Origin of the sequence: Erysipelothrix larvae (genome assembly GCF_001545095.1) — a bacterium.
Lineage (GTDB): Bacteria > Bacillota_I > Bacilli_A > Erysipelotrichales > Erysipelotrichaceae > Erysipelothrix > Erysipelothrix larvae.
In genome coordinates this window covers 1552206-1573891 of the sequence record NZ_CP013213.1, presented here as the reverse complement: position 1 = coordinate 1573891, position 21686 = coordinate 1552206, and the positions used below count along the sequence as shown (strand labels likewise).

At 37.7% G+C, this 21686-nt stretch carries 20 protein-coding genes; 14 read left to right on the top strand and 6 right to left on the bottom strand.

From position 1 onward, the window contains the following. Positions 1-83 precede the first annotated feature (83 nt). Positions 84-1241: an N-acetylglucosamine-6-phosphate deacetylase gene (gene nagA, locus AOC36_RS07295; RefSeq protein ID WP_067632910.1), complete on the top strand. Its 1158-nt coding sequence runs from the start codon at positions 84-86 to the stop codon at positions 1239-1241. 114 nt (positions 1242-1355) lie between these two features. On the opposite strand, the gene AOC36_RS07290 is transcribed toward nagA, so the two are convergent. From AOC36_RS07290 to AOC36_RS07280, 3 genes are read right to left on the bottom strand one after another with little or no spacing between them, the layout of a single operon-like run. Continuing rightward, complete coding sequence (locus AOC36_RS07290) at positions 1356-2267, bottom strand: metal ABC transporter substrate-binding protein (RefSeq protein WP_067632908.1); 912 nt, start codon at positions 2265-2267, stop codon at positions 1356-1358. Continuing rightward, the gene (locus AOC36_RS07285) at positions 2264-3100 is read right to left on the bottom strand and encodes a metal ABC transporter permease (RefSeq protein WP_067632907.1); all 837 of its coding nucleotides are present in this window, start codon (positions 3098-3100) and stop codon (positions 2264-2266) included. The genes AOC36_RS07290 and AOC36_RS07285 overlap by 4 nt, the downstream gene beginning before the upstream one ends. After that, positions 3097-3837, bottom strand: coding sequence for a metal ABC transporter ATP-binding protein (locus tag AOC36_RS07280; protein ID WP_067632905.1), 741 nt, complete (start codon positions 3835-3837; stop codon positions 3097-3099). The genes AOC36_RS07285 and AOC36_RS07280 overlap by 4 nt, the downstream gene beginning before the upstream one ends. A gap of 132 nt (positions 3838-3969) precedes the next feature. Here AOC36_RS07280 and AOC36_RS07275 point away from each other — a divergent pair, with 132 nt between their 5' ends. The 3 genes from AOC36_RS07275 to AOC36_RS07265 all read left to right on the top strand — a co-directional run bounded on the left by AOC36_RS07275 (position 3970) and on the right by AOC36_RS07265 (position 6675). After that, the gene (locus AOC36_RS07275; RefSeq protein ID WP_067632903.1) at positions 3970-4647 is read left to right on the top strand and encodes a metal-dependent transcriptional regulator; all 678 of its coding nucleotides are present in this window, start codon (positions 3970-3972) and stop codon (positions 4645-4647) included. Positions 4648-4827: 180 nt separating this feature from the next. Continuing rightward, on the top strand, positions 4828-5844 hold the full coding sequence (locus tag AOC36_RS07270; RefSeq protein ID WP_067632902.1) for an NADH:flavin oxidoreductase/NADH oxidase: 1017 nt from the start codon (positions 4828-4830) through the stop codon (positions 5842-5844). 12 nt (positions 5845-5856) lie between these two features. Continuing rightward, positions 5857-6675, top strand: a complete 819-nt coding sequence (locus AOC36_RS07265) for a nucleotidyltransferase domain-containing protein (protein WP_067632900.1) — start codon at positions 5857-5859, stop codon at positions 6673-6675. A 25-nt stretch (positions 6676-6700) separates the two neighbouring features. Here the strand turns inward: AOC36_RS07265 and AOC36_RS07260 are convergent, their stop codons facing one another. Next, on the bottom strand, positions 6701-7693 hold the full coding sequence (locus tag AOC36_RS07260; RefSeq protein WP_067632898.1) for a helix-turn-helix transcriptional regulator: 993 nt from the start codon (positions 7691-7693) through the stop codon (positions 6701-6703). Positions 7694-7963: 270 nt separating this feature from the next. Between AOC36_RS07260 and AOC36_RS07255 the strand changes: the two genes are divergently transcribed. From AOC36_RS07255 to AOC36_RS07245, 3 genes are all read left to right on the top strand, one after another. Further along, complete coding sequence (locus AOC36_RS07255; protein ID WP_067632894.1) at positions 7964-9085, top strand: GGDEF domain-containing protein; 1122 nt, start codon at positions 7964-7966, stop codon at positions 9083-9085. Between the two features lie 85 nt (positions 9086-9170). Beyond that, positions 9171-9995, top strand: coding sequence for a S1C family serine protease (locus tag AOC36_RS07250; RefSeq protein ID WP_067632889.1), 825 nt, complete (start codon positions 9171-9173; stop codon positions 9993-9995). Positions 9996-10002: 7 nt separating this feature from the next. Further along, the gene (locus AOC36_RS07245; protein ID WP_067632886.1) at positions 10003-10953 is read left to right on the top strand and encodes a phosphodiester glycosidase family protein; all 951 of its coding nucleotides are present in this window, start codon (positions 10003-10005) and stop codon (positions 10951-10953) included. Positions 10954-11006: 53 nt separating this feature from the next. Here AOC36_RS07245 and AOC36_RS07240 read toward each other — a convergent pair whose 3' ends face one another. Beyond that, positions 11007-11831 (bottom strand): undecaprenyl-diphosphate phosphatase, encoded by an 825-nt coding sequence (locus tag AOC36_RS07240; protein WP_067632883.1) that lies wholly within the window; start codon positions 11829-11831, stop codon positions 11007-11009. A gap of 312 nt (positions 11832-12143) precedes the next feature. Between AOC36_RS07240 and AOC36_RS07235 the strand changes: the two genes are divergently transcribed. The 7 genes from AOC36_RS07235 (at position 12144) to AOC36_RS07205 (ending at position 19982) form a co-directional block, all read left to right on the top strand. Beyond that, positions 12144-12413, top strand: coding sequence for a GNAT family N-acetyltransferase (locus tag AOC36_RS07235; protein WP_067632881.1), 270 nt, complete (start codon positions 12144-12146; stop codon positions 12411-12413). A gap of 137 nt (positions 12414-12550) precedes the next feature. Then, a complete protein-coding gene (locus tag AOC36_RS07230) occupies positions 12551-13540 on the top strand; it encodes a LacI family DNA-binding transcriptional regulator (protein WP_067632879.1) in 990 nt (329 codons plus the stop codon). A 177-nt stretch (positions 13541-13717) separates the two neighbouring features. Then, the gene (locus tag AOC36_RS07225) at positions 13718-14692 is read left to right on the top strand and encodes a galactose ABC transporter substrate-binding protein (RefSeq protein WP_078055111.1); all 975 of its coding nucleotides are present in this window, start codon (positions 13718-13720) and stop codon (positions 14690-14692) included. Positions 14693-14756: 64 nt separating this feature from the next. Next, positions 14757-16265 carry a sugar ABC transporter ATP-binding protein gene (locus AOC36_RS07220; protein WP_067632877.1) on the top strand — a complete coding sequence of 503 codons (1509 nt, stop codon included), beginning with the start codon at positions 14757-14759 and terminating at the stop codon, positions 16263-16265. A gap of 11 nt (positions 16266-16276) precedes the next feature. Next, positions 16277-17266 (top strand): ABC transporter permease subunit, encoded by a 990-nt coding sequence (locus AOC36_RS07215; protein ID WP_067632874.1) that lies wholly within the window; start codon positions 16277-16279, stop codon positions 17264-17266. Positions 17267-17296: 30 nt separating this feature from the next. Continuing rightward, entirely contained in the window at positions 17297-18466 is a 1170-nt protein-coding gene (locus AOC36_RS07210) for a galactokinase (RefSeq protein WP_067632872.1), read from the top strand. A 91-nt stretch (positions 18467-18557) separates the two neighbouring features. After that, on the top strand, positions 18558-19982 hold the full coding sequence (locus AOC36_RS07205; protein ID WP_067632870.1) for a sensor domain-containing diguanylate cyclase: 1425 nt from the start codon (positions 18558-18560) through the stop codon (positions 19980-19982). A 183-nt stretch (positions 19983-20165) separates the two neighbouring features. Here the strand turns inward: AOC36_RS07205 and AOC36_RS07200 are convergent, their stop codons facing one another. Further along, on the bottom strand, positions 20166-21602 hold the full coding sequence (locus tag AOC36_RS07200) for a glycoside hydrolase family 1 protein (RefSeq protein WP_067632868.1): 1437 nt from the start codon (positions 21600-21602) through the stop codon (positions 20166-20168). Positions 21603-21686 lie beyond the last annotated feature (84 nt).

Genomic DNA, 21686 nt, shown 5'->3' with positions numbered 1-21686 from the left:
TTGTTGAAAAATGAAATAATTATCTCAATTCATTTTACACAAATGTGTCAGAAAAGCATATAATAGACATAGGAGGAAACGTTATGTTAATTATTAATGGAACAGTTTATTTAGAAAATCGTGTGATTGAAAATGGGTATGTCCGAATTGCCGGCGACAAAATTGTTGGCTTTGGATCCATGGAGTTTTGTGATCTGAATGATGATCAGGTCATTGATGCAAAAGGGAATGCTGTAATTCCTGGATTTATCGATCAACACATTCATGGAGCTTATGGCTCAGATCATATGGATGGAACCCTTGAAGCATTGCATACGATTGTTAATTTTATACCAAAAGAAGGGACAACATCGTATCTACCTACAACGATGACGCAATCTCAAGAAGCCGTTGACATTGCATTAAGTTCAATTGTTGAGTACATGGATCATCACAATAAACCAGGTGAAGCTGAGATGCTAGGAATGCATCTAGAAGGTCCGTTCATCTCCGCAAAACATGTTGGAGCTCAAAATCCAAAATTCATTCAAAAACCAACGCGTGAAAACTTTAATCATTATTGGGAAAAATCGGATGGACGCATTAAATTAATTACCTTTGCACCCGAAGAAGCAGAACCTGGATTTATTGATTATATTACGTCAAAAGGCGTTGTTGCATCTGCAGGACATACAGATTCCTACTATGGACAAATTATGGATGCATGTAAAGAAGGGCTATCAAATCTTACCCATTTCCATAATGCAATGACCCCTCATCATCACCGTAATCCTGGAGCAGTAACTGCTGGATTTGTGAACCCACAATTGAAAGCAGAAATGATTGTGGATGGAATTCACATTCATCCCGATTCAGTGAAAGCTACATTCACCATTAAAGGAGAAGATGGCATCATTGGAATAACCGATGCGATGAGAGCAAAAGGGCTTCCTGATGGAGAATATGATCTTGGTGGACAAATGGTATCGAAGATTGGCAAAGAATGTCGTATCGACACAGGATCACTTGCTGGGTCAGTTGCTGAGATGGACTTTGTGGTTAGAAACCTAAAGAACTTCACAGGTTGTTCAATGCAATCCCTTATTAAAATGTCGTCTACAAACTCTGCGAAACAACTGGGTGTGTTTGGACGCAAGGGAAGCATCGCAGTGGGTAAAGATGCGGATATCGTAATCACTGATGAAGACATCAACATTCAAACAACAATTTGTCGTGGTGTCGTAGCATATACCAAAGACTAAAATGATAAAAGACAAGCAGTTAATTCAAGTGTGCTTGTCTTTTTATGTGCAAATACAAAATGTAAAGGCAGATGGATGTGCGCCATCTGCCTTTTGAGGCAAAACTATTTTAGGCTATTTCGTCAATCCTTCTGCAATATGGTTGATATTCCATTGCATCATTGTAATATATGTATCACCATCATTGCCTTTTGCTGCCAATGAGTCGGTGAAGATCTTCGAATGAATTGGAACACCAGTCTCCGTAGAGATTGTTTCCATTGTTGAAGGATTAATACTTGTTTCCAAGAAAAGTGCTTTCACATCTTTCGTATTGATAATATCAAGGACGCGTTTCATTTGATCCGGTGTTCCTTGGTTATCGGTATTGATTTCCCAAATGTACTGAGCATCAAACCCATATGCTTTTGAGAAGTACTTAAACGCACCTTCACTGGTTACTAAGATACGTTGTTCAACAGGAATTGCATCTACTTTATCCTGAATGTATGTATCAAGGTCTTTCAGTTCCTTGATATAAGCGTCACGATTTGTTTCGTAGAATGCTTTGTTGTCTGGATCTGCAGCGATAATTTTATCTGCAATCAATTCAACATATTTAATCCCGTTTTTAACATTCAACCATGCATGAGGATCAATCTCAGTTTCCTTACCTTTTTCAGCTAAGTGAATTGGTTCAACATTTTCAGTTACCGCAAAGGCAACATCATTTTTATTTGTGGTATCCAAGAGGTTTTGAAACCACCCTTTACCTGTTTCAAGATTGAATCCGTTATAGAAGATTAAATCTGCGTCGGATATATTTTGTGAATCACTTGGAAGTGGTTCATAGGAGTGTGGATCACTCCCAATTGGTACCATACTATTTACAACTGCTTTATCTTTTGTGATGTTCTCAACCATATCCGCAATAATTGAATAGGTTGCCACGATATGAAGTTTTCCATCATCTACTTTGCTTGTTTGGGAATTACACCCGGTCACAAGAAGCAAGGTAGCGATCATAAAAGCGAACATTTTTTTCATGCTGTTTTTCCTCTCTTTATGAAATTGTTCTTGGGTGAAAAAATAAATGAAATCAAAAATACGCCTGAACCGACAAGGACAATCGTGGCACTCGTTGGAAGATTGTATTCAAAGCTTATTAAGGTTCCAACAATGCCTGAGATTGCACCAACAATGGATGCAAGAATCATCATATGATGCAGTTTATTGGTCCAAAGATAAGCACTTGCAGCTGGAATAACCAACATAGCAATAACAAGTACAATTCCGACTTGTGATAAAGACGATACTGTCACAATCGAAAGCATAAGCATCAAGAGGTAGTGGTAAAACGTTGTGTTTAAACCATATGCTTTTGATACAGTAGGATCAAAGGTACTGATTAAGAGTTCCTTGTAGAAAAGGGACACAATCACAATTACCGCAACCATCACCCAAAATGATTGTTTAAGTTGTGGTGCTGAGACCGCTAATATATTTCCAAAGAGGACATGATTTAAATCGATGCCACTTTGTGCACTTGATATCAAGATGATGCCCAGTGCAAAGAATGTACTTAAGATAATACCGATGGAAGTATCGCCTTTTAGTGTACTTTTTTCAGAGATAAACTGAATGAGAACTGCCGCAAGCAATCCAAACAGTGATGCACCAAAGAGCATATTGATTCCAAGCATGTATGAAATTGCCACACCTGGCAATACGGCATGTGATAGGGCGTCACCCATCAACGCCATTTTTCTAAGAATGATAAAGGTTCCAATAATCCCAGAAACAACACCTAAGATAATTGACGCAACGCCTGCATTCAACATAAATGTTGGCATATTCGTCACTTCCGATAACCAACTCATAACACTGCCCCCAATCCCTTAACTTCAATATTTCCCAGTGATTGTCCATAAGCTTTCTTAATGTTTTCTGTAGTGAAGACATCTTGGACATCACCAAAGGCGATTAGTTCTTTATTCAGTATTATCAATTTATCGAAATATGACTCAACTGCATGTAAATCATGATGAACTACAAGAATCGTTTTTCCATCTTTTTCTAAATCCCTGAGTAAATCAATGATGATCTGCTCGCTCACTAAGTCAATCCCTGAAAATGGCTCATCTAGAAAGAATACATCTGGATTTTGTGCTAAAGCACGTGCGATGAAGACTCTTTGAAGTTGGCCCCCAGATAGATTGCTGATTTGCTTATCTCTTAAGTCGGATATTTGCACAAGATCCATTGCTTGTTTCGCAGTGTCTCTTTCTTTTTTACCCGGTCTTTTAAATAAGGGTACATTTGGATAAGTACCTGTGAGTATTGCGTCAAAAACAGTGATAGGGAATGTTAGATCCACATCTGTCTTTTGAGGTACATAAGCAATCTTTCTTAGTTTCTGTTTTATGTCTGTGTTATTGTAGAGGACCGTTCCACTCTTTTTATCAATGACACCCAACATCGATTTCATCAAGGTGCTTTTACCTGCTCCATTCGGACCGATTATACCAATGCTATAACCAAAAGGAATGGAGAGATTGACGCCTTCAATTGCTATTTTGCCGAAGTAATCGACTTCTAAATTCTTAATGTCAATCATAAATATCTCTCCCTTTTCATACATACAATACCACAAATTTATGCGCGTATCAAGAAAAATTTAGACGTGTCTAAAATATTGTTTAAGTCGATGGGATGTGGTAAGATGGAACAAAGAAAGGAGTTGTAATTTATGAAACCGTCTTCAGGAAGAGAAGATTATCTCAAGATAATATTTGAATTTAATGGTTACGATTCCTATGTTTCCAATAAACGCATCGCACAAGAACTCAATGTATCCGCACCGTCTGTTTCAGACATGCTCCACAAACTTGAAAAAGAGGGAATGGTTGATTATGTAGCCTATAAAGGGGCCATGCTGACAAAGAAGGGTCGAGATATTGCAATTGATGTGTTACGTAAACACAGACTTTCAGAAAGTTTCCTTTATAGTGTATTGGGGTATTCTTTGGAGGAAGTAGACCGGGATGCGGAGTTACTTGAACATATTGAAAGTGATAAGTTCTTTGATCGCCTGGAACAATTCCTTGACTATCCTGCAAATTGCCCACATGGTGGTATTATTCCAAATACAACTCACTATCGTGAAACACAAAATAAAACGCTTTTAGATTATGAAGAGCATGCGAGTGTTGTGATTAAACGCATCACAGATAATCAAAATGTCATTCATCATCTTCATGAATCGAATCTAAACATTGGCGATGAAATCACGATTGATAAGTTTGATCAAATCAACGGGATTATATTCTTTCGTAAAGGAAATGAACAAAAGTATATTAACTTTAATCTTGCATTGATGATTTTTGTTGAAGCACATGAAAAAAGCACTATCCAGGGGGGGCAATAGTGCTTTTTTTTCATCGAGTTGGTTTGTACATTTGGGTATGCTCGTTTGACTCATACCATCCTCAACCCTATAATAAGTGATTTTCTAAATAAAAGAAAATCTAATGCTCAAAAAAAGATTTTATACATACAATCTTCACAAATTTCTAGTGTATAATTAGATTATATAAAGGAGCGCTTTATGAAACTATTAGAACCACATACTTTAAAAAATCTAACACTAAAAAATCGTGTTGTAATGGAACCGATGTGCATGTATTCATGCTTCAACCATGATGGATGTGCAACATCCTTTCATCAGGCACATTATACATCACGGGCAATTGGACAAGTTGGACTCATTCTTGTTGAAGCAACGGGTGTTTGCCCTGAAGGAAGAATCACAGATCGCTGCTTAGGCCTGTACAATGATTCGCAAAAAGAAGCCCTTAAAAAGGTAGTGGATGCAGTCCATCAAGAAGGCTCAATGATTGGGATTCAGATTAATCACGCAGGTCGAAAATGCACGGCTGTAGATGGTGTCGATACGATTTATGGTCCCAGTGCGTGTGCGTATGATGCATCAAGTCGCATACCTCATGAACTCACACTCGCTGAAATACAACATGTTTTTCATCAGTTCAAAGAGGCTGCACGACGTGCTGATGAAGCAGGATTTGATGTATTGGAAATACATGGAGCTCACGGCTATCTCATCTCTCAATTTATGAGCCCTTGCTCAAATAAGCGAACGGATGCATACCGTGATGGGAACCTTTTTATCCACGGTGTCATAAAGGCTGTCAAAGAAAGCTGGCCAGAAACAAAACCGTTAATCATACGTGTGAGCGCCACAGATTACGAACCACACGGTTATCAGGTTGAAGATACAATACGGATGCTGAAGCCAAGTCTTGATATGCTTGATGCCATCAATGTCTCTTCAGGAGGGATAACACCGATTCCACCCACTAAAATCTATCCTGGATATCAAATTGGATTTGCGCATCAAATTAAACACGCACTCAATATTCCAGTGATTGGATGTGGATTACTTGGAAGTTCAGAACTTGCATCGTGTTTGATTGAATCCGAAACCGTAGATTTTATTGGACTAGCACGGCCACTACTCAGAAACCCACATTGGGTGATTGAAACTGCAATCAACCGCAACATCAGGGAAAGTGTCCCACCACAATATGAACGCGGATTTAAATAAGGGGGAAAACATATGGATGATATAATGGCGCGTATTGTTGAATCACTGAAGGATATACAAGGAATCGAAGCAATTGTCTTGGGTGGGTCACGTGCCCAAAAGACCCATGATGAGGATTCAGATATTGATATTGGTATTTACTACAATGATACACTCAATATGGATGATCTTAGTCGGATTGTAACTTACCTAGATGATGAACATCGAGATGATTTGCTGGCTAAACCTGGAGTGTGGGGGAAATGGGTGAATGGGGGTGCATGGATGACGATCGACCAGAAACCTGTTGATTTTATTTTGCGTGATATACACCGTGTAAAATACTATCTCAATCAGTGTTCGATGGGACATGTTACCGCTCATTATCAAACCGGACATCCCCATGCCTATTTCAATGTGATGTATGTTGGTGAACTTGCAATTTGTGATGTGCTGTTCTCAAGAGATAATGATTTTTTATCCCTTAAGAAACAAGCAGAAGTTTATCCAGAGGCACTTAAAACAAGCATCATCAATTGGTTTCAATTTGAAGCGCGATTTTCTTTAGATTTAGCGCAAAAAGCGATCATCAAAGAAGATGCTTACTATATAAATGCCCATATTGTTCGTTCAATTTCATCGCTCAATCAAATCGTATTTGCACTCAACAAAACCTATTGCATCAATGAAAAAAATGCAGTGAGTTTGATTGAGACATTACCACTTAAGCCCACAAACTATAAACGAAGCATTCATCTTGCGATTGCAATCAGCGGGGAAAAGCCACAACAAGCATGTGAGCTCCTTGAGAACTTGATTTGTGAGATTGAAGAAACGTATCTTAATCACTAAAAAAAGGAAGCAATTGCTTCCTTTGTTACATAAAGGGGAACAGACCTGATACATCTTCAAGATTTCCGTTACTAATGGATAACTCAATGATTTCTTTGATGACATCACGATCTAGAAACGGCGCAAGCCCAATCAGTTCCTTTGGCTTAAAATCAGGTTCTTTTAGCGCATCCTTAACGATATTGGATAACGTTTCTTCACCGATAAAGGGTGCAAGGGGGACAAGGTCACGCATTGAACTCGATGATGCCTTTTTTAATAACAAATCAAGGTCGTTCTCACTTAAGAAAGGTGCAAGTGCAACACAGTCATTCAAACTAAAGTCTTCTGAATCCACAAGGTCTTCGATAAGTTTAGTTAAGGTTTCTTCGCTTGCAAAAGGTGCTAAGGGAACGATATCTTTAAGCGAGCCTTCAAGCAGTGTGGATTGGATGACTGTATCGAGATCTTCTTCATCCAGAAACGGTGCTAAACCAACCATCGATTTCATCGAAGCAGTGACGGTTTGCTTTTGGTTTTGAATTAATTTAAGAATGGCACTCGAACTGATAAAGGGCGCTAAACCGACGATGCCTTCAAGATCAGTTTCATCATCAAACGCGTCGATCCATGCTTCAATTTGAGATTCTTGAGCAAATGGTGCTAATCCAACCATTGTTTCCAACTTGAAAGCGTGGGTTTTTGCTTTATCAATGATAGAATCAAGCTCTTGAGGTTTTGTCAGGGGAGCAACTACAATAAGCTCCTCTTCTTCCAACGGTTCATTCTGTTCAACCTTCTCAATAATATGTCCTACAGATTTATGTTCAAAGATTGTGTCAATAGAAACTTCAAAGATTCGGGATAGTTCAGAAAGTTTTGAAATATCCGGGCAGGTTAAGCCATTTTCCCAAGAAGAAACTGCTTGATGGCTAACGCCTAATAATTCCGCGAGTTCACCCTGTGTAAGATTTTTTTCTTTCCGACAGCGGGAAATCGATTTTCCAAGTTTAATCGTGCTAAAGTTATATGTTGTCATATGTGACCTCCTATGACACTATTATATGAGCTTCCTATGAATTTATAAAGCAAGTGGTACTTGAATTAGGCCATTCAAGGATGACTTGAATTTAAATTATGACCGATTTATTCAAAATATCTGTGACACTATACCGATAATCACAAGAATATGATGCGATTATTTTGGACATAAATTAAATTTATGCTAGAATATTATAAAACGCGATTTTTCATAAAACATGAGGGGGGTCATGGTGATTTTAATAACAATAAGAGGGAAGAAGAATTAATGGAAAAGCATCATATTGGCAACGTACAGGATCGATACAATGAAATAAACAAAGCAGGATTAAAACTACAATACAACATCGCAGTAATTCTTACTGTTTTTGCATTTATTGCGGAAGTGCTTATCGGTGTCTATGTCATTCAAACACCACTCTTAGAATCTTCATCATTACCGGTATTTTTGATGAAATACATTATTGTCCCAACATTAACAAATTCAGTACTCTTATTTGTAGGACATTATATCATCAATACATCAGAATTGGACGTGTCGAATAAGGCGCTGTCACTCTCACTGATAATTGTTGCAATTAGCTTTGTTTTATTTAGTGCACACAGCGCATTCACCGCAACTTACTATTTCTATATTCATGCAGTGTTTTTGACCGTAATTTATGCAGAACCAAAAATCACAAAAATAACATTCTTTGTTAGCGTAAGCGCGCTTATCTTTTCCGAATTATTCTTGTTTTGGGATGTTGATCGAACCAGTATCTTCCAAGACCCTTCACGGATGGTAAACTTCTTTACTGCTATCGCAATCCTTTTGGCCACAGGAATCATTAGTATTATCGTCGTGAATATTGAAAGACAAAAAAATGACGCCAGTATTGATTTAGAAAACCAACGTTTAATTTTAGAAAGTCGGCTTCAGTTTGATGAAATGACGGGTCTTTACAACAAGCTTGAGCTTCAAAATACATTTGCGAAAATGTCAATTCAAAATGATTTCGACCAAAACATCTTTGTATTTTTAGATATCAACAATTTTAAACATGTGAATGATTATTGCGGTCATCAAGCTGGCGACCAGTGCATTGCAGAACTTTCGACCATTCTTTTAAGTCTGAGTAATGACTTCAAATCCTTCCGATTTGGAGGAGACGAATTTTGCTTATTGTTTCATAACTTTACCATTGACCAAGTGGTATCAAAATGTGAAGCAATCAACGAGACATTTATCAATCTTGTAAAACCCATCGTTGGGAATCTGGATATTAGTATAAGCTTTGGTGTCTCACAATGCAGTCAAAATCAAAGCATTCCAGATTTAATAGATCAAACTGATAAAGCGTTATACGAAGCCAAGAAATATCGTCAAATAGTAAAAGTAGTAACTTAAAGGGAAGATTTCCCTTTTTTTCTTGAGAATTTTAGTTTTATTTTAGGTTGAAGATGTACATTATGGATGTAAGGAGGGTTACTTTATGAAAATAAAAGAAAGTTCCCAAAAAACATTCATTACATTAACAGCACTCGTTGCGGGTTCTTCAGGCTTACTGGGGGGTGTAATCGGCGGTACATTAATATCTAAAAACCAACAAGAAACAACACCAACAACAGCACAAGTATCCCAAACATCCACTACAACATCAGTTGTGAATGAATCACTGGCTGATGTGGTAGCACAGATTTCAAGTTCTGTAGTTGAAATTAATACTGTAATTGAATCTGAGTCACAAGGATCTTTTAGAAGAAGTCAGACGGCTTATGGTGCAGGCAGTGGTGTCATTGTAACAGAGGATGGATACATCGTTACAAATTATCACGTTATTGATAGTGCGACACAAATCAGTGTGCGATTACAAAACGGTGAAGAATATACAGCAAGGTTAATCAATGATGATGAAGAGCAGGATCTTGCACTGTTAAAGATTGACGAAACAAATCTTAACACTGCAACATTCGAAGATTCCGATACATTGCGTGTGGGACAAACAACACTTGCGATTGGGAATCCTCTGGGTACATTGGGCGGTACAGTTACGGAAGGAATTTTAAGTGCAACCGATCGTGAAATTACCATTGATGAAGAAACAATGAACCTTCTTCAAACTTCAGCCGCAATCAACTCAGGAAACTCCGGGGGTGGACTCTTTGATGATGCAGGTCATCTTATCGGGATTGTAAATGCAAAATCATCGGGTTTATCTATTGAAGGATTAGGGTTCGCAATTCCTTCAAATACAGTTCAAGATTTTCTAACACAAAGCATATCAATTAGTACAACTAAATCAAATACAACAGCATAAGGCGGTGATGGATATAAAAAAGCTCATAAAAATTCTATTAACAGGCGTTGGAGTGTTGTCCTTTGCATTTGTAAGTGGTCTGATTGTCTTTTTTAAAACAGATCTATTCGAGAATGAGCGGGCATTATGGGTAGAAACCGCGATGTCCACCTCGAACCATCAATATTTGGCAACATGGTTTTTATCACAAGAAGAAATTGATTCAATCTTAAGCGAACATGAAGTCATAAATGATACAAATTCAAACTCAGAATCAGTTCAAATCAGTGAACCTGTTGAAAACAAAATCACAGAGTATGATATAAGCGGTGATACCTATACAGGAACTGTAGTAACAATATCAGACCCCACATCCGTTTCATTGATGAATACACTTGAAGATGGATCAGGACAAAAACTGTCTGAGGTTGTCAGTAATGAGAATCTTGCGGTGGCCATGAATGCGGGTGGTTTTAGTTTCTCAAGGCGATTAAGTTCCAGTGGTGGCTTAAACTCACTTACCATTATTGATGGTACGGTATTATATGGTGAGTCCGGTGTAACCTACAGCATGATTGGAATGAGTAAAGATGGAAAGCTCATGTTGGGAAACTATACAATTGAGCAAGCACTCGAAGCAGGGATTGATGATGCAATAGAGTTTGGACCGTTCCTTGTTGTGAATGGCGAAAACCAAATTGATAGTGAAGTATCGGGTGGGATTCAGCCTCGAACTGCAATTGGGCAAACAGAAGATGGAACCTTTATCTTTGTGGTTATTGAGGGCCGTACAACCCAAAGTTTGGGTGCAACCTATTATGACTTACAAGAAATTATGAATGACTTTGGAGCAGTCAATGCTGCAAACCTTGATGGTGGTGGGTCAAGCTCGTTGTATTACTATGGAACGCTCATGAACACACTCTCAAACAACTCAGAACGAAGTATTCCTACAGCATTTGTGGTAACAGGTGCGTAAAGCATGCCAAAAGACAAAAAAAATGGGAAATCCCATTTTTTATAATGCAATTATTAGATAACCAACAAGAGAATAACAAGGATCCCTACCACAATACGATACCATCCAAATACTTGGAAGTCGTGTTTCTTAATATAACTCATCAAGAACTTAATCACAACAATGGATACAATAAAGGCAACAAAGGAACCAACAAATAGAAGCATGAGTTCATAACCGGTGAAGTTTAACCCAAAGCTTAAGATTTTTAGGAAACTCAATCCAAACATTACCGGTACTGCTAAGAAGAACGTAAACTCAGCTGCAGCAACCCGTGATACACCAATGATTAAGGCACCAATGATTGTAGCACCAGACCGTGATGTTCCAGGAACAATTGATAATACTTGAAACAATCCAATCATGATTGCGGTTTGATAGGTAATATCACCTAAGGTTGCAATCTTTGGATCGCGTGTTTTATTCCACCGTTCAATCACTATAAATGCAATCCCATAGATAATCAATGCAAGTGCGATAACAAGGGGTGTTTGAAAGTGTGCTTCAATATAATCGTCAAAGAGGATTGTAACAATTGCACCAGGAATACATGCAATCACAACCTTAATCCACATTGTAAAGATGTCCATCTTTAGGGTCGGTTTGCTTTTATCTTTAAACTGAAATGGCCACATCTTATGCCAAAATATAAGAACTACCGCTAAAATTGCACCTAATTGAATCACTACAAAGAACACGTTTTTAAATTCTTGCGACGCATTTAGCTGAAGAAACTCATCGACAAGTAACATGTGTCCGGTACTGCTGATGGGCAACCATTCTGTGATCCCTTCCACAATTCCGAGAAAGATGACCTTTAAAATCTCAATAAAATCCATAAATTACTCCTTTATATTTCATAAAAAAACACTTCCTTTTTGGAAGGTGTCAATGCGATAAGCTTGATAATATGAGACTACAAACACAAAAATACCGTTAAAACCACAAGGGTTTTTACTGATACGCGTGAGGGTATAATGATTCAAAAATATAAAAGGTATCAATCATCACACTGTATCACTCATAATAACCACACCTAAAAGTATACCAAATTTTGAAGGAAATGAACATGCCCACGATTTGATTGCACAAAGATCAACCGATCTTGTGGAGTTTGATATAATAAGTGTAGAGGAAAAAGGAGTATACAAATGAAACTAAAACTAGAAAAAACACGAATTGTACTTTTTGATGATGCACGCGAAATTGGTGAAATCACTTGGATTGAAGGCGAAGGTGTGATTACAATTGATCATACTTTTGTGAATCCAGATTACCGTGGGCAGGGTTTAGCAAAAGATCTTTTAGATGCAAGTGTTGAAATGGCACGTGCAAAAGGACTAAAAATCATACCTCAATGCCCTTATGTCAAAAGAGAATTCGAAAAATCTGATGAATACAAAGATGTGTGGGCGCACTAATAAGGGTTTTTTACCCAGATTTCTTGGATTGAGATATAAGGATTGTGACTTTTTTATCAAATATTAGTAAAAAAGATTTAGTAAAGTTTACTAACTTCTCTTAACATGCTATTATTAGTGTGAAAAGGAGGTAAATTATGGTCAAAATTAAAGATATTGCAAAGCGTGCCAATGTAAGCAGTGCAACCGTTTCTCGAATTTTGCGCAATGATCCTCTTTTAAGTGTACGTGATGAAACTCGCGAAGATGTGAAAAGAATCGCTGATGAGATGGGATACATCAAACGAAACAAGAAACCTGATCAATTATGCGAGATTGGTGTTATGCAATGGATTTCCCGATTTGAAGAAGAAGTAGACCCTTACTATTATGAATTGCGTAAGGCAATTGAATCGGTGTTAACGCGCAAGGGGTATAAAGTTCATTTATACTATAAAGAGGATATGCATTCTGTATTAGAAAATTATAATTTGGGAGGCCTTGCATGTGTGGGTAAGTTCTCAATTAAGCAAGCAGAGATATTAAAGGAACATGTGAAAAGTATTGTGTTTGTTGATTCAAATCCTGATGGCGATCGATTCTGTAGTGTTGTGTTCGATTTTGAGAAAGCAACTGAAAAAGCGCTTGATTATTTACGGTCTTTAGGCCATGCACATATTGGATTTATTGGGGGACGTGAATACATCGGTCCTGATAAGGAAGAATATGTGGATAAGCGTGAAAAAACATTTATTGAATATATGAGTCGTGAACCAGGGGTTAACATGAACCCAGATGATATCTATATCAAAGACTTCACTGCGAAAACAGGGTATCATTCAATGCTTGAAGCACTCCAAAAGGAATCAGTGCCCACTGCTTTTTTCTGCGAAAGTGATACCATTGCGATGGGAGCACTCAGAGCAATCGGAGAACAAAACAAAAACATCTCGATTGTTGGGTTTAATGATATCAAAACAGCCCAATACTTCAACCCACCACTTACAACGATCCGACTTGATATGCGTGCGATGAGTGAAGCTGCAGTAATTTCATTGATGCATTCGATGAATAATCCTGAAACGATCAATTACAAAATAAGTCTTTCAACAAAATTAATTGAAAGAGACAGTGCATTTAAAATATAACGAATAAAGGCTTCTAAAGCCTTTTTTTTCGTTAATAATTCATGTTAAATCGCGACTATATTTAATAATTTTATTAAAGAATGATAAAAAGGTATTGACAGAAGCGCTTACATTTAGTAAATTATGTGTGTAGAATTACTAAATTTTACTAGAACTTAAGAAGTTGGAGGAGAAAAAATGAGAAAGATTTCTAAGATTCTATTTGTTTTTGTTGCTTTAGCAATGCTAACAGCATGTGGCGCTTCAGGAAGCGAATCAAAAACAGTTAAGATTGGGGTTGCAATCTATAAGTATGATGATAACTTCATGACTGTTTATCGTGAACAACTCGCTAAGATCTTCGAAGCAAAAAATACCGATTCAGTAACTTATGAATTAACATTCCAAGATGGTAAAGGGGATCAAGCTGAACAAACTAACCAAATTGATGCATTCATCTCACAAGGTATGGATTTAATCATTGCAAACTTAGTTGACCCAGCATCTGCTGCAACCGTTATTGATAAAGCAAAAGCTGCAGAGATTCCAGTTGTATTTATCAACCGTGAACCAGCTGAAGATGACCTCCTAATTTGGGAAGGCAGAACTGCTTATGTTGGAGCTGACGCACGTCAATCTGGAACATTCCAAGGACAAATCATCTTAGACCTTGAAACAAAAGGCGATATTAATGGTGATGGCGTTGTTTCTTATGTAATGATCGTGGGAGACCCTGCAAACATTGATGCACAATATCGTACAGAATATTCAATCAAAGCATTAACAGACGCTGGTGTTACAGTCGACAAACTACTTGAACAACGTGGTGACTGGGAACAACCTAAAGGGCAAGAAATTGCTGCTGGTGCTTTAGCACAATTTGGTGACAAAGTAGAAGTTATCTTCGCAAATAATGATGCGATGGCACTTGGAGCATTACAAGCAATCGAATCCGCTGGTCGCACAGTTGGTGAAGACATTTACCTAGTAGGTGTTGATGCGCTTGACGAAGTTGTTACTTTAGTTAATGAAGGCCGTATTACTGGTACAGTATTAAATGACGCTGAAGGGCAAGCAACAAAAGCTGTAGATGTAGCATTACGATTACTCGATGGCGAATCTGTAGATACTCACTACTGGGTAGACTATGTGAAAGTTGTTAAAGAACAATAATGAATGAAGTGATCAAGTGTGCTTAAACGCACACTTGATTTATTAAGAATGAGGAGCTTAGTTTATGATTGATATTCAATTAGAAATGATGAACATATCAAAAAGTTTCCCAGGGGTAAAAGCATTAGACAACGTTTCACTCAAAGTTCGTAAAGGAACCGTTCATGCATTAATGGGTGAAAATGGTGCCGGTAAGTCAACATTGATGAAATGCTTATTTGGTATTTATTCAATGGATGCTGGTGAAATAAAGTTTAATGGTGAACCCGTGAGTTTTAAAGATTCAAATGATGCTTTAGAACATGGGATAGCAATGATACATCAAGAATTACAACCGATTACTGAAATGACGATTGCTGAAAATATTTATTTGGGAAATTATCCTTTAAAGAATGTTGGACCGCTAAAGATGGTCGATCATGCAAAAATGAATAAAGATGCGGAAGAAGTCCTTAAAAGCATTGAATTACCACTACCACCAACTACCAAACTTAAGGAACTCTCTGTATCACAAATGCAATCGGTTGAGATTGCCAAAGCAATTTCACATCAAGCCAAAGTTATTATTATGGATGAACCAACTTCATCACTGACGCAATCAGAAGTTGAAGTTCTCTTCACGATTATTAATAAACTGCGTAATGACGGTGTGTCAATCATCTATATTTCTCACAAGATGGATGAAATTTTGAGAATTTCTGATGATATTTCCATCATGCGTGATGGTAAATATGTTGGAACATGGCCTGCAAATGAAATGACAATTGATGCAATTATTGCTCAAATGGTTGGCCGTGAATTAACGGACTTGTTCCCAAGTCGTGATGTCGTACCAAGCGAAGAAGTGAAACTTGAAGTTCAAAATATCACTTCTGTAAACCCCCGTTCCTTTAAGAACATTTCCTTTAATTTAAGAAAAGGAGAAATCTTAGGAATTGGTGGACTGGTAGGGGCACAACGGACTGAAATGGTGGAAGCCTTGTTTGGAATCCGTACAGTAGCCGATGGGTTAATTGTTAAAGATGGTAAAATTCTTAAAATTTCAAGACCACAAGATGCAATTAAAAACAAAATTGCACTCCTTACAGAAGATCGTAGAGCAACCGGAATCTTAGGCGTATTATCAATTACTGATAATGTTGCCATTGCTTCAATTGATCAATATGTCGAAGGATTTAAAATTAATCAAAAGAAAGTCGATAAGATTGTGAATGAAAGCATCGAAAAGCTGAGTATCAAAACACCAAGCAATAGCACAAAGATTATGTCATTGTCAGGGGGAAACCAGCAAAAAGTGTTAATCTCACGATGGCTTGCCAATGATCCAGATGTTCTCATCTTGGATGAGCCAACACGGGGGATTGATGTTGGTGCTAAATATGAAATCTATACGATTATGAACGACCTTGTGGCACAAGGTAAATCAATTATCATGATCAGTTCTGAAATGTCTGAATTATTGGGAATGTCAGATCGTATTATGATTATGTGTGAAGGACGTCAAAGTGGCATTCTTGATAAAGAAGAAGCAACGCAAGAAAAAATCATGACGCTCGCAACTAAATTCATGTAAGGAGAATTGAAATGAATAATTTGAAACAAATGGATTTGAAATCATTCTTATCTAAAAACGCAATAACCATTATTTTATTTGTGATGGTTGCCTTTGTCGCAATCAACGAACCAAACTTTTTATCAATCGCAAACATACGCAGTGTGAGTACAAACGTTGCAGTGCGTTTCATCGTAGCACTTGGTATTAGTGGATGTTTGATTGTTAAAGGGACCGACTTGTCTGCTGGGCGTATTATTGGTTTAGGAGCTGTTGTCGCTGCAAGTTTACTTCAACGCTACGACTATGCTGATAAATTCTTCCCTTGGGCAGGCGATTATAACATCTTCGCAATCCTTCTCTTAATTGTTGTCATTACAACATTACTTGGGATGATCAACGGGATTGTCATTGCTTACTTCAGTGTACCACCATTTATCGCAACCTTAGGGATGCAAGTTATTGTCTATGGGATTAACTTAATCTATTCTAAAGGGCAACCAATTGGTGCTTTAAAACCAGAGTTTTCACGAGTTGCAACAGGAAATCTGTTTGGAATCCCATACCTTGTGATTATCGCAACGGTCATTGGACTCATTGTTTCCTTTGCATACCGTAAAACACGGTATGGTAAATACATGTATGCAATTGGTGGAAACGAAAACGCTGCAGAAGTATCTGGGGTTAATGTTAAACGTTCAAAAATTAAGATTTATGCACTTGCTGGTCTATTCTATGGTATTGCAGGGTTCTTACTTTCTGCGAAATCAGGAGGTGGCTCCATTAGTTATGGTACAGGTTATGAACTTGAAGCGATTGCTGCCGCAACAATCGGTGGTGTTTCCACAACCGGTGGTGTTGGTTCAGTATCGGGTGTCTTAACCGGTGTTCTTGTATTTGAACTTATGAAAACCGCCCTTCAATTTATGGGTATCGATACCGCGATGCAATCTGTAATTCAAGGTGTTATTATTATTGTAGCGGTAGCCGTTGATATTCGTAAGTACATTGCGAAAAAATAAACGCGTAAGAAAGTGAGTTAACAATGATATATGGGATATGAGGGATTAAAACAAGTTTTTCAAGAGATCTATAAATCCCCAGGTGAACGTGTATTCTTTGCGCCTGGACGTATAAACTTAATTGGCGAACATATTGACTATAATGGTGGCAATGTCTTCCCATGTGCAATTGATTTAGGAACATATGCTGTTGTTAAAAAGCGTGAAGACAGAATCGTTCGATTCTATTCAACAAACATGCCTGAGAAAGGGGTCATCGAAATTTCATTGGATGATCTTTCATATAATAAAGAACACGGTTGGACAAATTATCCAAAAGGTGTCTTATATATGCTCGCTCAATCAAACAAAGAAGTACCGTTTGGATTTGACATTGCTTATGAGGGAAACATTCCAAATGGTTCTGGCTTATCCAGCAGTGCATCTATATCAGTGTTAACATGTTGGGTAGTCAATGAACTGTATAATCTTGGTGTACAACCGATTGAATGTGCTCAAATTGTTCAGAAAACTGAAAATGAGTATTTAGGTGTAAGTACAGGGATTATGGATCAATTCGCAATCACGATGGGCAAAGAAAAATATGCTATGCTCTTAGATACTTCAGACTTATCATATCAATATGTGCCGTTTGACTTTGAAGATGCAACTTTGCTTATTATGAATACGTGTAAACGACGCGAATTGATTGAATCAGCGTATAACACACGTCGTGATGAATGTGAACAAGCGCTCAAGATTGTACGTGAAGTCTATGCCGTGGATGCATTGTGTTCGCTTTCATTGGTTCAGCTTGAAGCAATTCAAAATCGATTCGAAGATGAAACGATCTATAAACGAGCACGACATGCAGTATCCGAAAATGAACGTACCCATAAAGCAGTGGATGTTCTCACACTGCACGATGCCAACGCGTTTGGTGAGCTGATGAATCAAAGTCATACCTCACTAAGAGATGACTATGAGGTAACGGGCATTGAGTTGGACACCTTAGTTCAAACTGCACAAAGCATTGAAGGCACTTATGGTGCACGTGTAACGGGTGCAGGCTTTGGGGGATGTTCAATTGCACTTGTGAAGCATGATGCTGTTTCTGAAGTGATTCAAAAGGTACGCAGCGTGTATGTGGATACAATTGGCTATGAACCCGCATTTTATACTGTAACACCATCACGCGGTGTTCACGAAATTATTGAGTAATACAAAGGGATGATAAACAATCCCTTTTTTATAGAATTTTTTTATAGATTTGATATAATACATAAGTAAAACCAGTATGGGGGGTTTTTAAATGATTAACGTGCAGGTTTATGTTGTACTTGTTACCTTATTATTGTTGTTACTGACTTACCAAAGAAATTTACATTTAACACTCAATACGCAAATTGACCGAATCATCTTAGGTTCAATCACGATATGCATCCTTTTTGCAATCTTTAATACCTCGGTTAATTTGTTTTTTTCAGCATATGCATTACTCACCAGTCTCTATATTACAATTCCTTTGTCCAATGTGGTGTTGAATCATGACCATCGAATTCGTCAGAACTATATATATTTGTGGTTCTACATTTTTAGTTTGTACATTCTCATCCCACTTATTGAATTAACACATCTGATCTACTTGAATCTCGCCATTCTTATCGTGTTCTTTGTTTTTGGGGCAATGATGATTTATCGAAAATTCAACCACCACACATCAATCTATTCCATTCTTTTTATAGTACACAGTGTATCCACGCTTCTATTTAACATCAAAGTCCTCTTGTGGGTTATGTTTTGTGAGATGCTTCTTGCGTATGTATTTCATTTCAGTTCATTATTTCGAAAAGAAGGAAAACTCATTTCTTATTTGGAGAAGTACAAAATCAGCATGAATGATCTTGTGTCAGGATTAACCGATAATTCAATTTATTCTTTAATTGTAATGGATAAAGATCTGACAATGGTATATGCGAATCAACTTGTGATGACGATGACAGGATATCATCGCGATGAAATCATTGGCAGTTCTTATAAAATGTTTCGAAGCGAAGATACACCTGGGAAAATCTATGATTCACTGGATGAAGCTTTAAATAAAGGGGTTGAGTGGAAGGGGATTGTAGAAAATCAAAAGAAAGATGGTTCAAAGTATTGGGAAGAATTGTTCATCGCTCCGATTCGTAAAGGAAATAAAACCGTTGGATTTATCTCACTCAAACACGATGAGAGTTATGATTTTACACAACGCGTTCAACTTGAATTCGAAGCGAATTATGATGAATTAACAGGCGTCATGCGCCGTCGAAAATTTATTGAAACAATTTTGGATGATGAAGAATCAGCCAACAAAGATATGAGTCAATATTTAATCATGATTGACCTTGACCGATTCAAAGAAATTAATGATCAATACGGTCATGATGTGGGTGATAAAGTCTTGGTCATCATTGCGCATTTTATCCGTGAAACCTTTGGGCACTTTGGAATTGTTTCGCGATATGGTGGCGACGAGTTTCTCATTTATGTCAAGGGGTTGTCAGAGATGGAAATTCAAGAAAAACTGCAGATGTTGAAGACTGAAATTTCAAATTACACATTTGAAGGGATTTTACCGGCTTTTAATGGTGAAGTCACCTTAAGTTCTGGATATGCTGAAATGATGTATGGGTATGAAGAAACGTTCAAACAAGCAGATCTACGCATGTATCAAAATAAGAATCAAGCGATGTAAAAGGCTATACCAAAAAGCTGTATCTCAAGGTATAGCCTTTAAACCATTTATGATCATCAATCACACATTTTTTAAAACCACCACATCTTACCCTTATCAAGAATAATTGCTGAAGGATGAATCAATCGGGTCTAAAGACATAAAAAAACCTCCAAGTTTTAAATCCTTGGAGGTATCACAATTTTATAGGGATTCACCATTTGTTTTGATGACATTTTTATACCATTCAAAAGAATCTTTACGAAGGCGATCCATCGTTCCATTTCCTTCATCATCAAGGTCAACATAGACAAAACCATAGCGTTTTGACATTTCTCCCGTGGATGCAGATACTAAGTCAATGCATCCCCACGGTGTATAGCCAAAAAGGTCAACACCATCTTCAAGTGCTTCATGCATGGCGATGATATGTTTCTTGAGATAATCAATGCGATAGGTATCATGAATTTTTCCATCTTCAACCTTATCATACGCACCCAAACCATTCTCTACAATAATCAACGGCACTTGATAGCGCTCATACAACTGGTTCAGCGCAAGACGAAGCCCTTGTGGATCAATTTGCCATCCCCAATCACTGGACTCTAAGAATTCATTCTTAACACCACTGATCATATTGCCTTCTGCTTTTTCAGATTCAGGACTGGTTTCATCCACAACGGATGACATGTAGTATGAGAATGAGATAAAATCAACAGGATGTGCTTTGAGAATCGCGAAGTCATCGTGTTCAACGCCTAAATCATCCCAGGTAATGCCATACTTCTTAAAGAACTTGTTGGTAAAGCTTGGATATTCACCCCGAACTTGGACATCTGCACAATAATAGTTGAAGATTTGATTGAATTCATGCAAGGCAATCTGATTGATTGGATTGGCATCGACTGCATAGGATGTCATATAGATAATCATGCATCCCACTTTAATGTCAGGATTGAGCTCATGGGCAATTTTGGTTGCAAGCGCACTAGCAACAAATTGATTATGAAGTCCTTTGAGTGCGACTTTCTTTTCAAATCCCCCATGTTTGTTTGAGATGCCAAGACTGAGTAATGGGAAGAATACACCAACATTGATTTCATTAAATGTCAGCCAATACTTCACTTTATCTTTATAACGTGTGAGCACTGTTTTTGCATATCGTTCAAAATGAGCAATGCAATCACGATTTTGCCATCCACCCATTTTCGCAAGATTTAACGGCATTTCATAGTGTGAAATGGTAATCAGGGGTTCAATACCATAACTTAAACAGGTATCAATGAGTTCATCATAAAACTTCAATCCTTGTTCATTGGGTTGTGTTTCAGTCCCGGTTGGGAAAATGCGTGACCAAGCAATTGAGAATCGATAGACTTTAAATCCCATTTCCGCAAACAATGCAATGTCCTCTTTAAACCGTGTATAGTGATCAATGCCAATGTGATTTGGGTAAACATATCTGTTCTCTAAAATGTCCCAATCAAAATCAGGTTGTGAAGCGATTTGCATCCGTGCTTTGCCACCTGGCATGGCATCCGAAACGGATGGTCCTTTACCATCTGTTAAGTATGCACCTTCCAATTGGTTTGCTGCGGTCGCACCACCCCATAAAAACCCTTCAGGAAAACGTGTATTCATCTAGAAGTACCTCCTCTATTTATATAGTCAAAGTGTATCACACATTCATGAAAACTATTTTCAACTTACGCTTTTATCTGAGAT

What these genes read in the sequence shown, in the direction of transcription:
- AOC36_RS07235 (WP_067632881.1), top strand. Translation starts at nt 12,144, where the DNA reads ATGAAACTAAAACTAGAAAAAACACGAATTGTACTTTTTGATGATGCA.
- AOC36_RS07215 (WP_067632874.1), top strand. Translation starts at nt 16,277, where the DNA reads ATGAATAATTTGAAACAAATGGATTTGAAATCATTCTTATCTAAAAAC.
- AOC36_RS07285 (WP_067632907.1), bottom strand. Translation starts at nt 3,100, where the DNA reads ATGAGTTGGTTATCGGAAGTGACGAATATGCCAACATTTATGTTGAAT.
- AOC36_RS07270 (WP_067632902.1), top strand. Translation starts at nt 4,828, where the DNA reads ATGAAACTATTAGAACCACATACTTTAAAAAATCTAACACTAAAAAAT.
- AOC36_RS07205 (WP_067632870.1), top strand. Translation starts at nt 18,558, where the DNA reads ATGATTAACGTGCAGGTTTATGTTGTACTTGTTACCTTATTATTGTTG.
- AOC36_RS07230 (WP_067632879.1), top strand. Translation starts at nt 12,551, where the DNA reads ATGGTCAAAATTAAAGATATTGCAAAGCGTGCCAATGTAAGCAGTGCA.
- AOC36_RS07200 (WP_067632868.1), bottom strand. Translation starts at nt 21,602, where the DNA reads ATGAATACACGTTTTCCTGAAGGGTTTTTATGGGGTGGTGCGACCGCA.
- AOC36_RS07290 (WP_067632908.1), bottom strand. Translation starts at nt 2,267, where the DNA reads ATGAAAAAAATGTTCGCTTTTATGATCGCTACCTTGCTTCTTGTGACC.
- AOC36_RS07280 (WP_067632905.1), bottom strand. Translation starts at nt 3,837, where the DNA reads ATGATTGACATTAAGAATTTAGAAGTCGATTACTTCGGCAAAATAGCA.
- AOC36_RS07240 (WP_067632883.1), bottom strand. Translation starts at nt 11,831, where the DNA reads ATGGATTTTATTGAGATTTTAAAGGTCATCTTTCTCGGAATTGTGGAA.
- AOC36_RS07260 (WP_067632898.1), bottom strand. Translation starts at nt 7,693, where the DNA reads ATGACAACATATAACTTTAGCACGATTAAACTTGGAAAATCGATTTCC.
- AOC36_RS07225 (WP_078055111.1), top strand. Translation starts at nt 13,718, where the DNA reads ATGAGAAAGATTTCTAAGATTCTATTTGTTTTTGTTGCTTTAGCAATG.
- AOC36_RS07265 (WP_067632900.1), top strand. Translation starts at nt 5,857, where the DNA reads ATGGATGATATAATGGCGCGTATTGTTGAATCACTGAAGGATATACAA.
- AOC36_RS07275 (WP_067632903.1), top strand. Translation starts at nt 3,970, where the DNA reads ATGAAACCGTCTTCAGGAAGAGAAGATTATCTCAAGATAATATTTGAA.
- AOC36_RS07220 (WP_067632877.1), top strand. Translation starts at nt 14,757, where the DNA reads ATGATTGATATTCAATTAGAAATGATGAACATATCAAAAAGTTTCCCA.
- AOC36_RS07250 (WP_067632889.1), top strand. Translation starts at nt 9,171, where the DNA reads ATGAAAATAAAAGAAAGTTCCCAAAAAACATTCATTACATTAACAGCA.
- nagA (WP_067632910.1), top strand. Translation starts at nt 84, where the DNA reads ATGTTAATTATTAATGGAACAGTTTATTTAGAAAATCGTGTGATTGAA.
- AOC36_RS07255 (WP_067632894.1), top strand. Translation starts at nt 7,964, where the DNA reads ATGGAAAAGCATCATATTGGCAACGTACAGGATCGATACAATGAAATA.
- AOC36_RS07210 (WP_067632872.1), top strand. Translation starts at nt 17,297, where the DNA reads ATGGGATATGAGGGATTAAAACAAGTTTTTCAAGAGATCTATAAATCC.
- AOC36_RS07245 (WP_067632886.1), top strand. Translation starts at nt 10,003, where the DNA reads ATGGATATAAAAAAGCTCATAAAAATTCTATTAACAGGCGTTGGAGTG.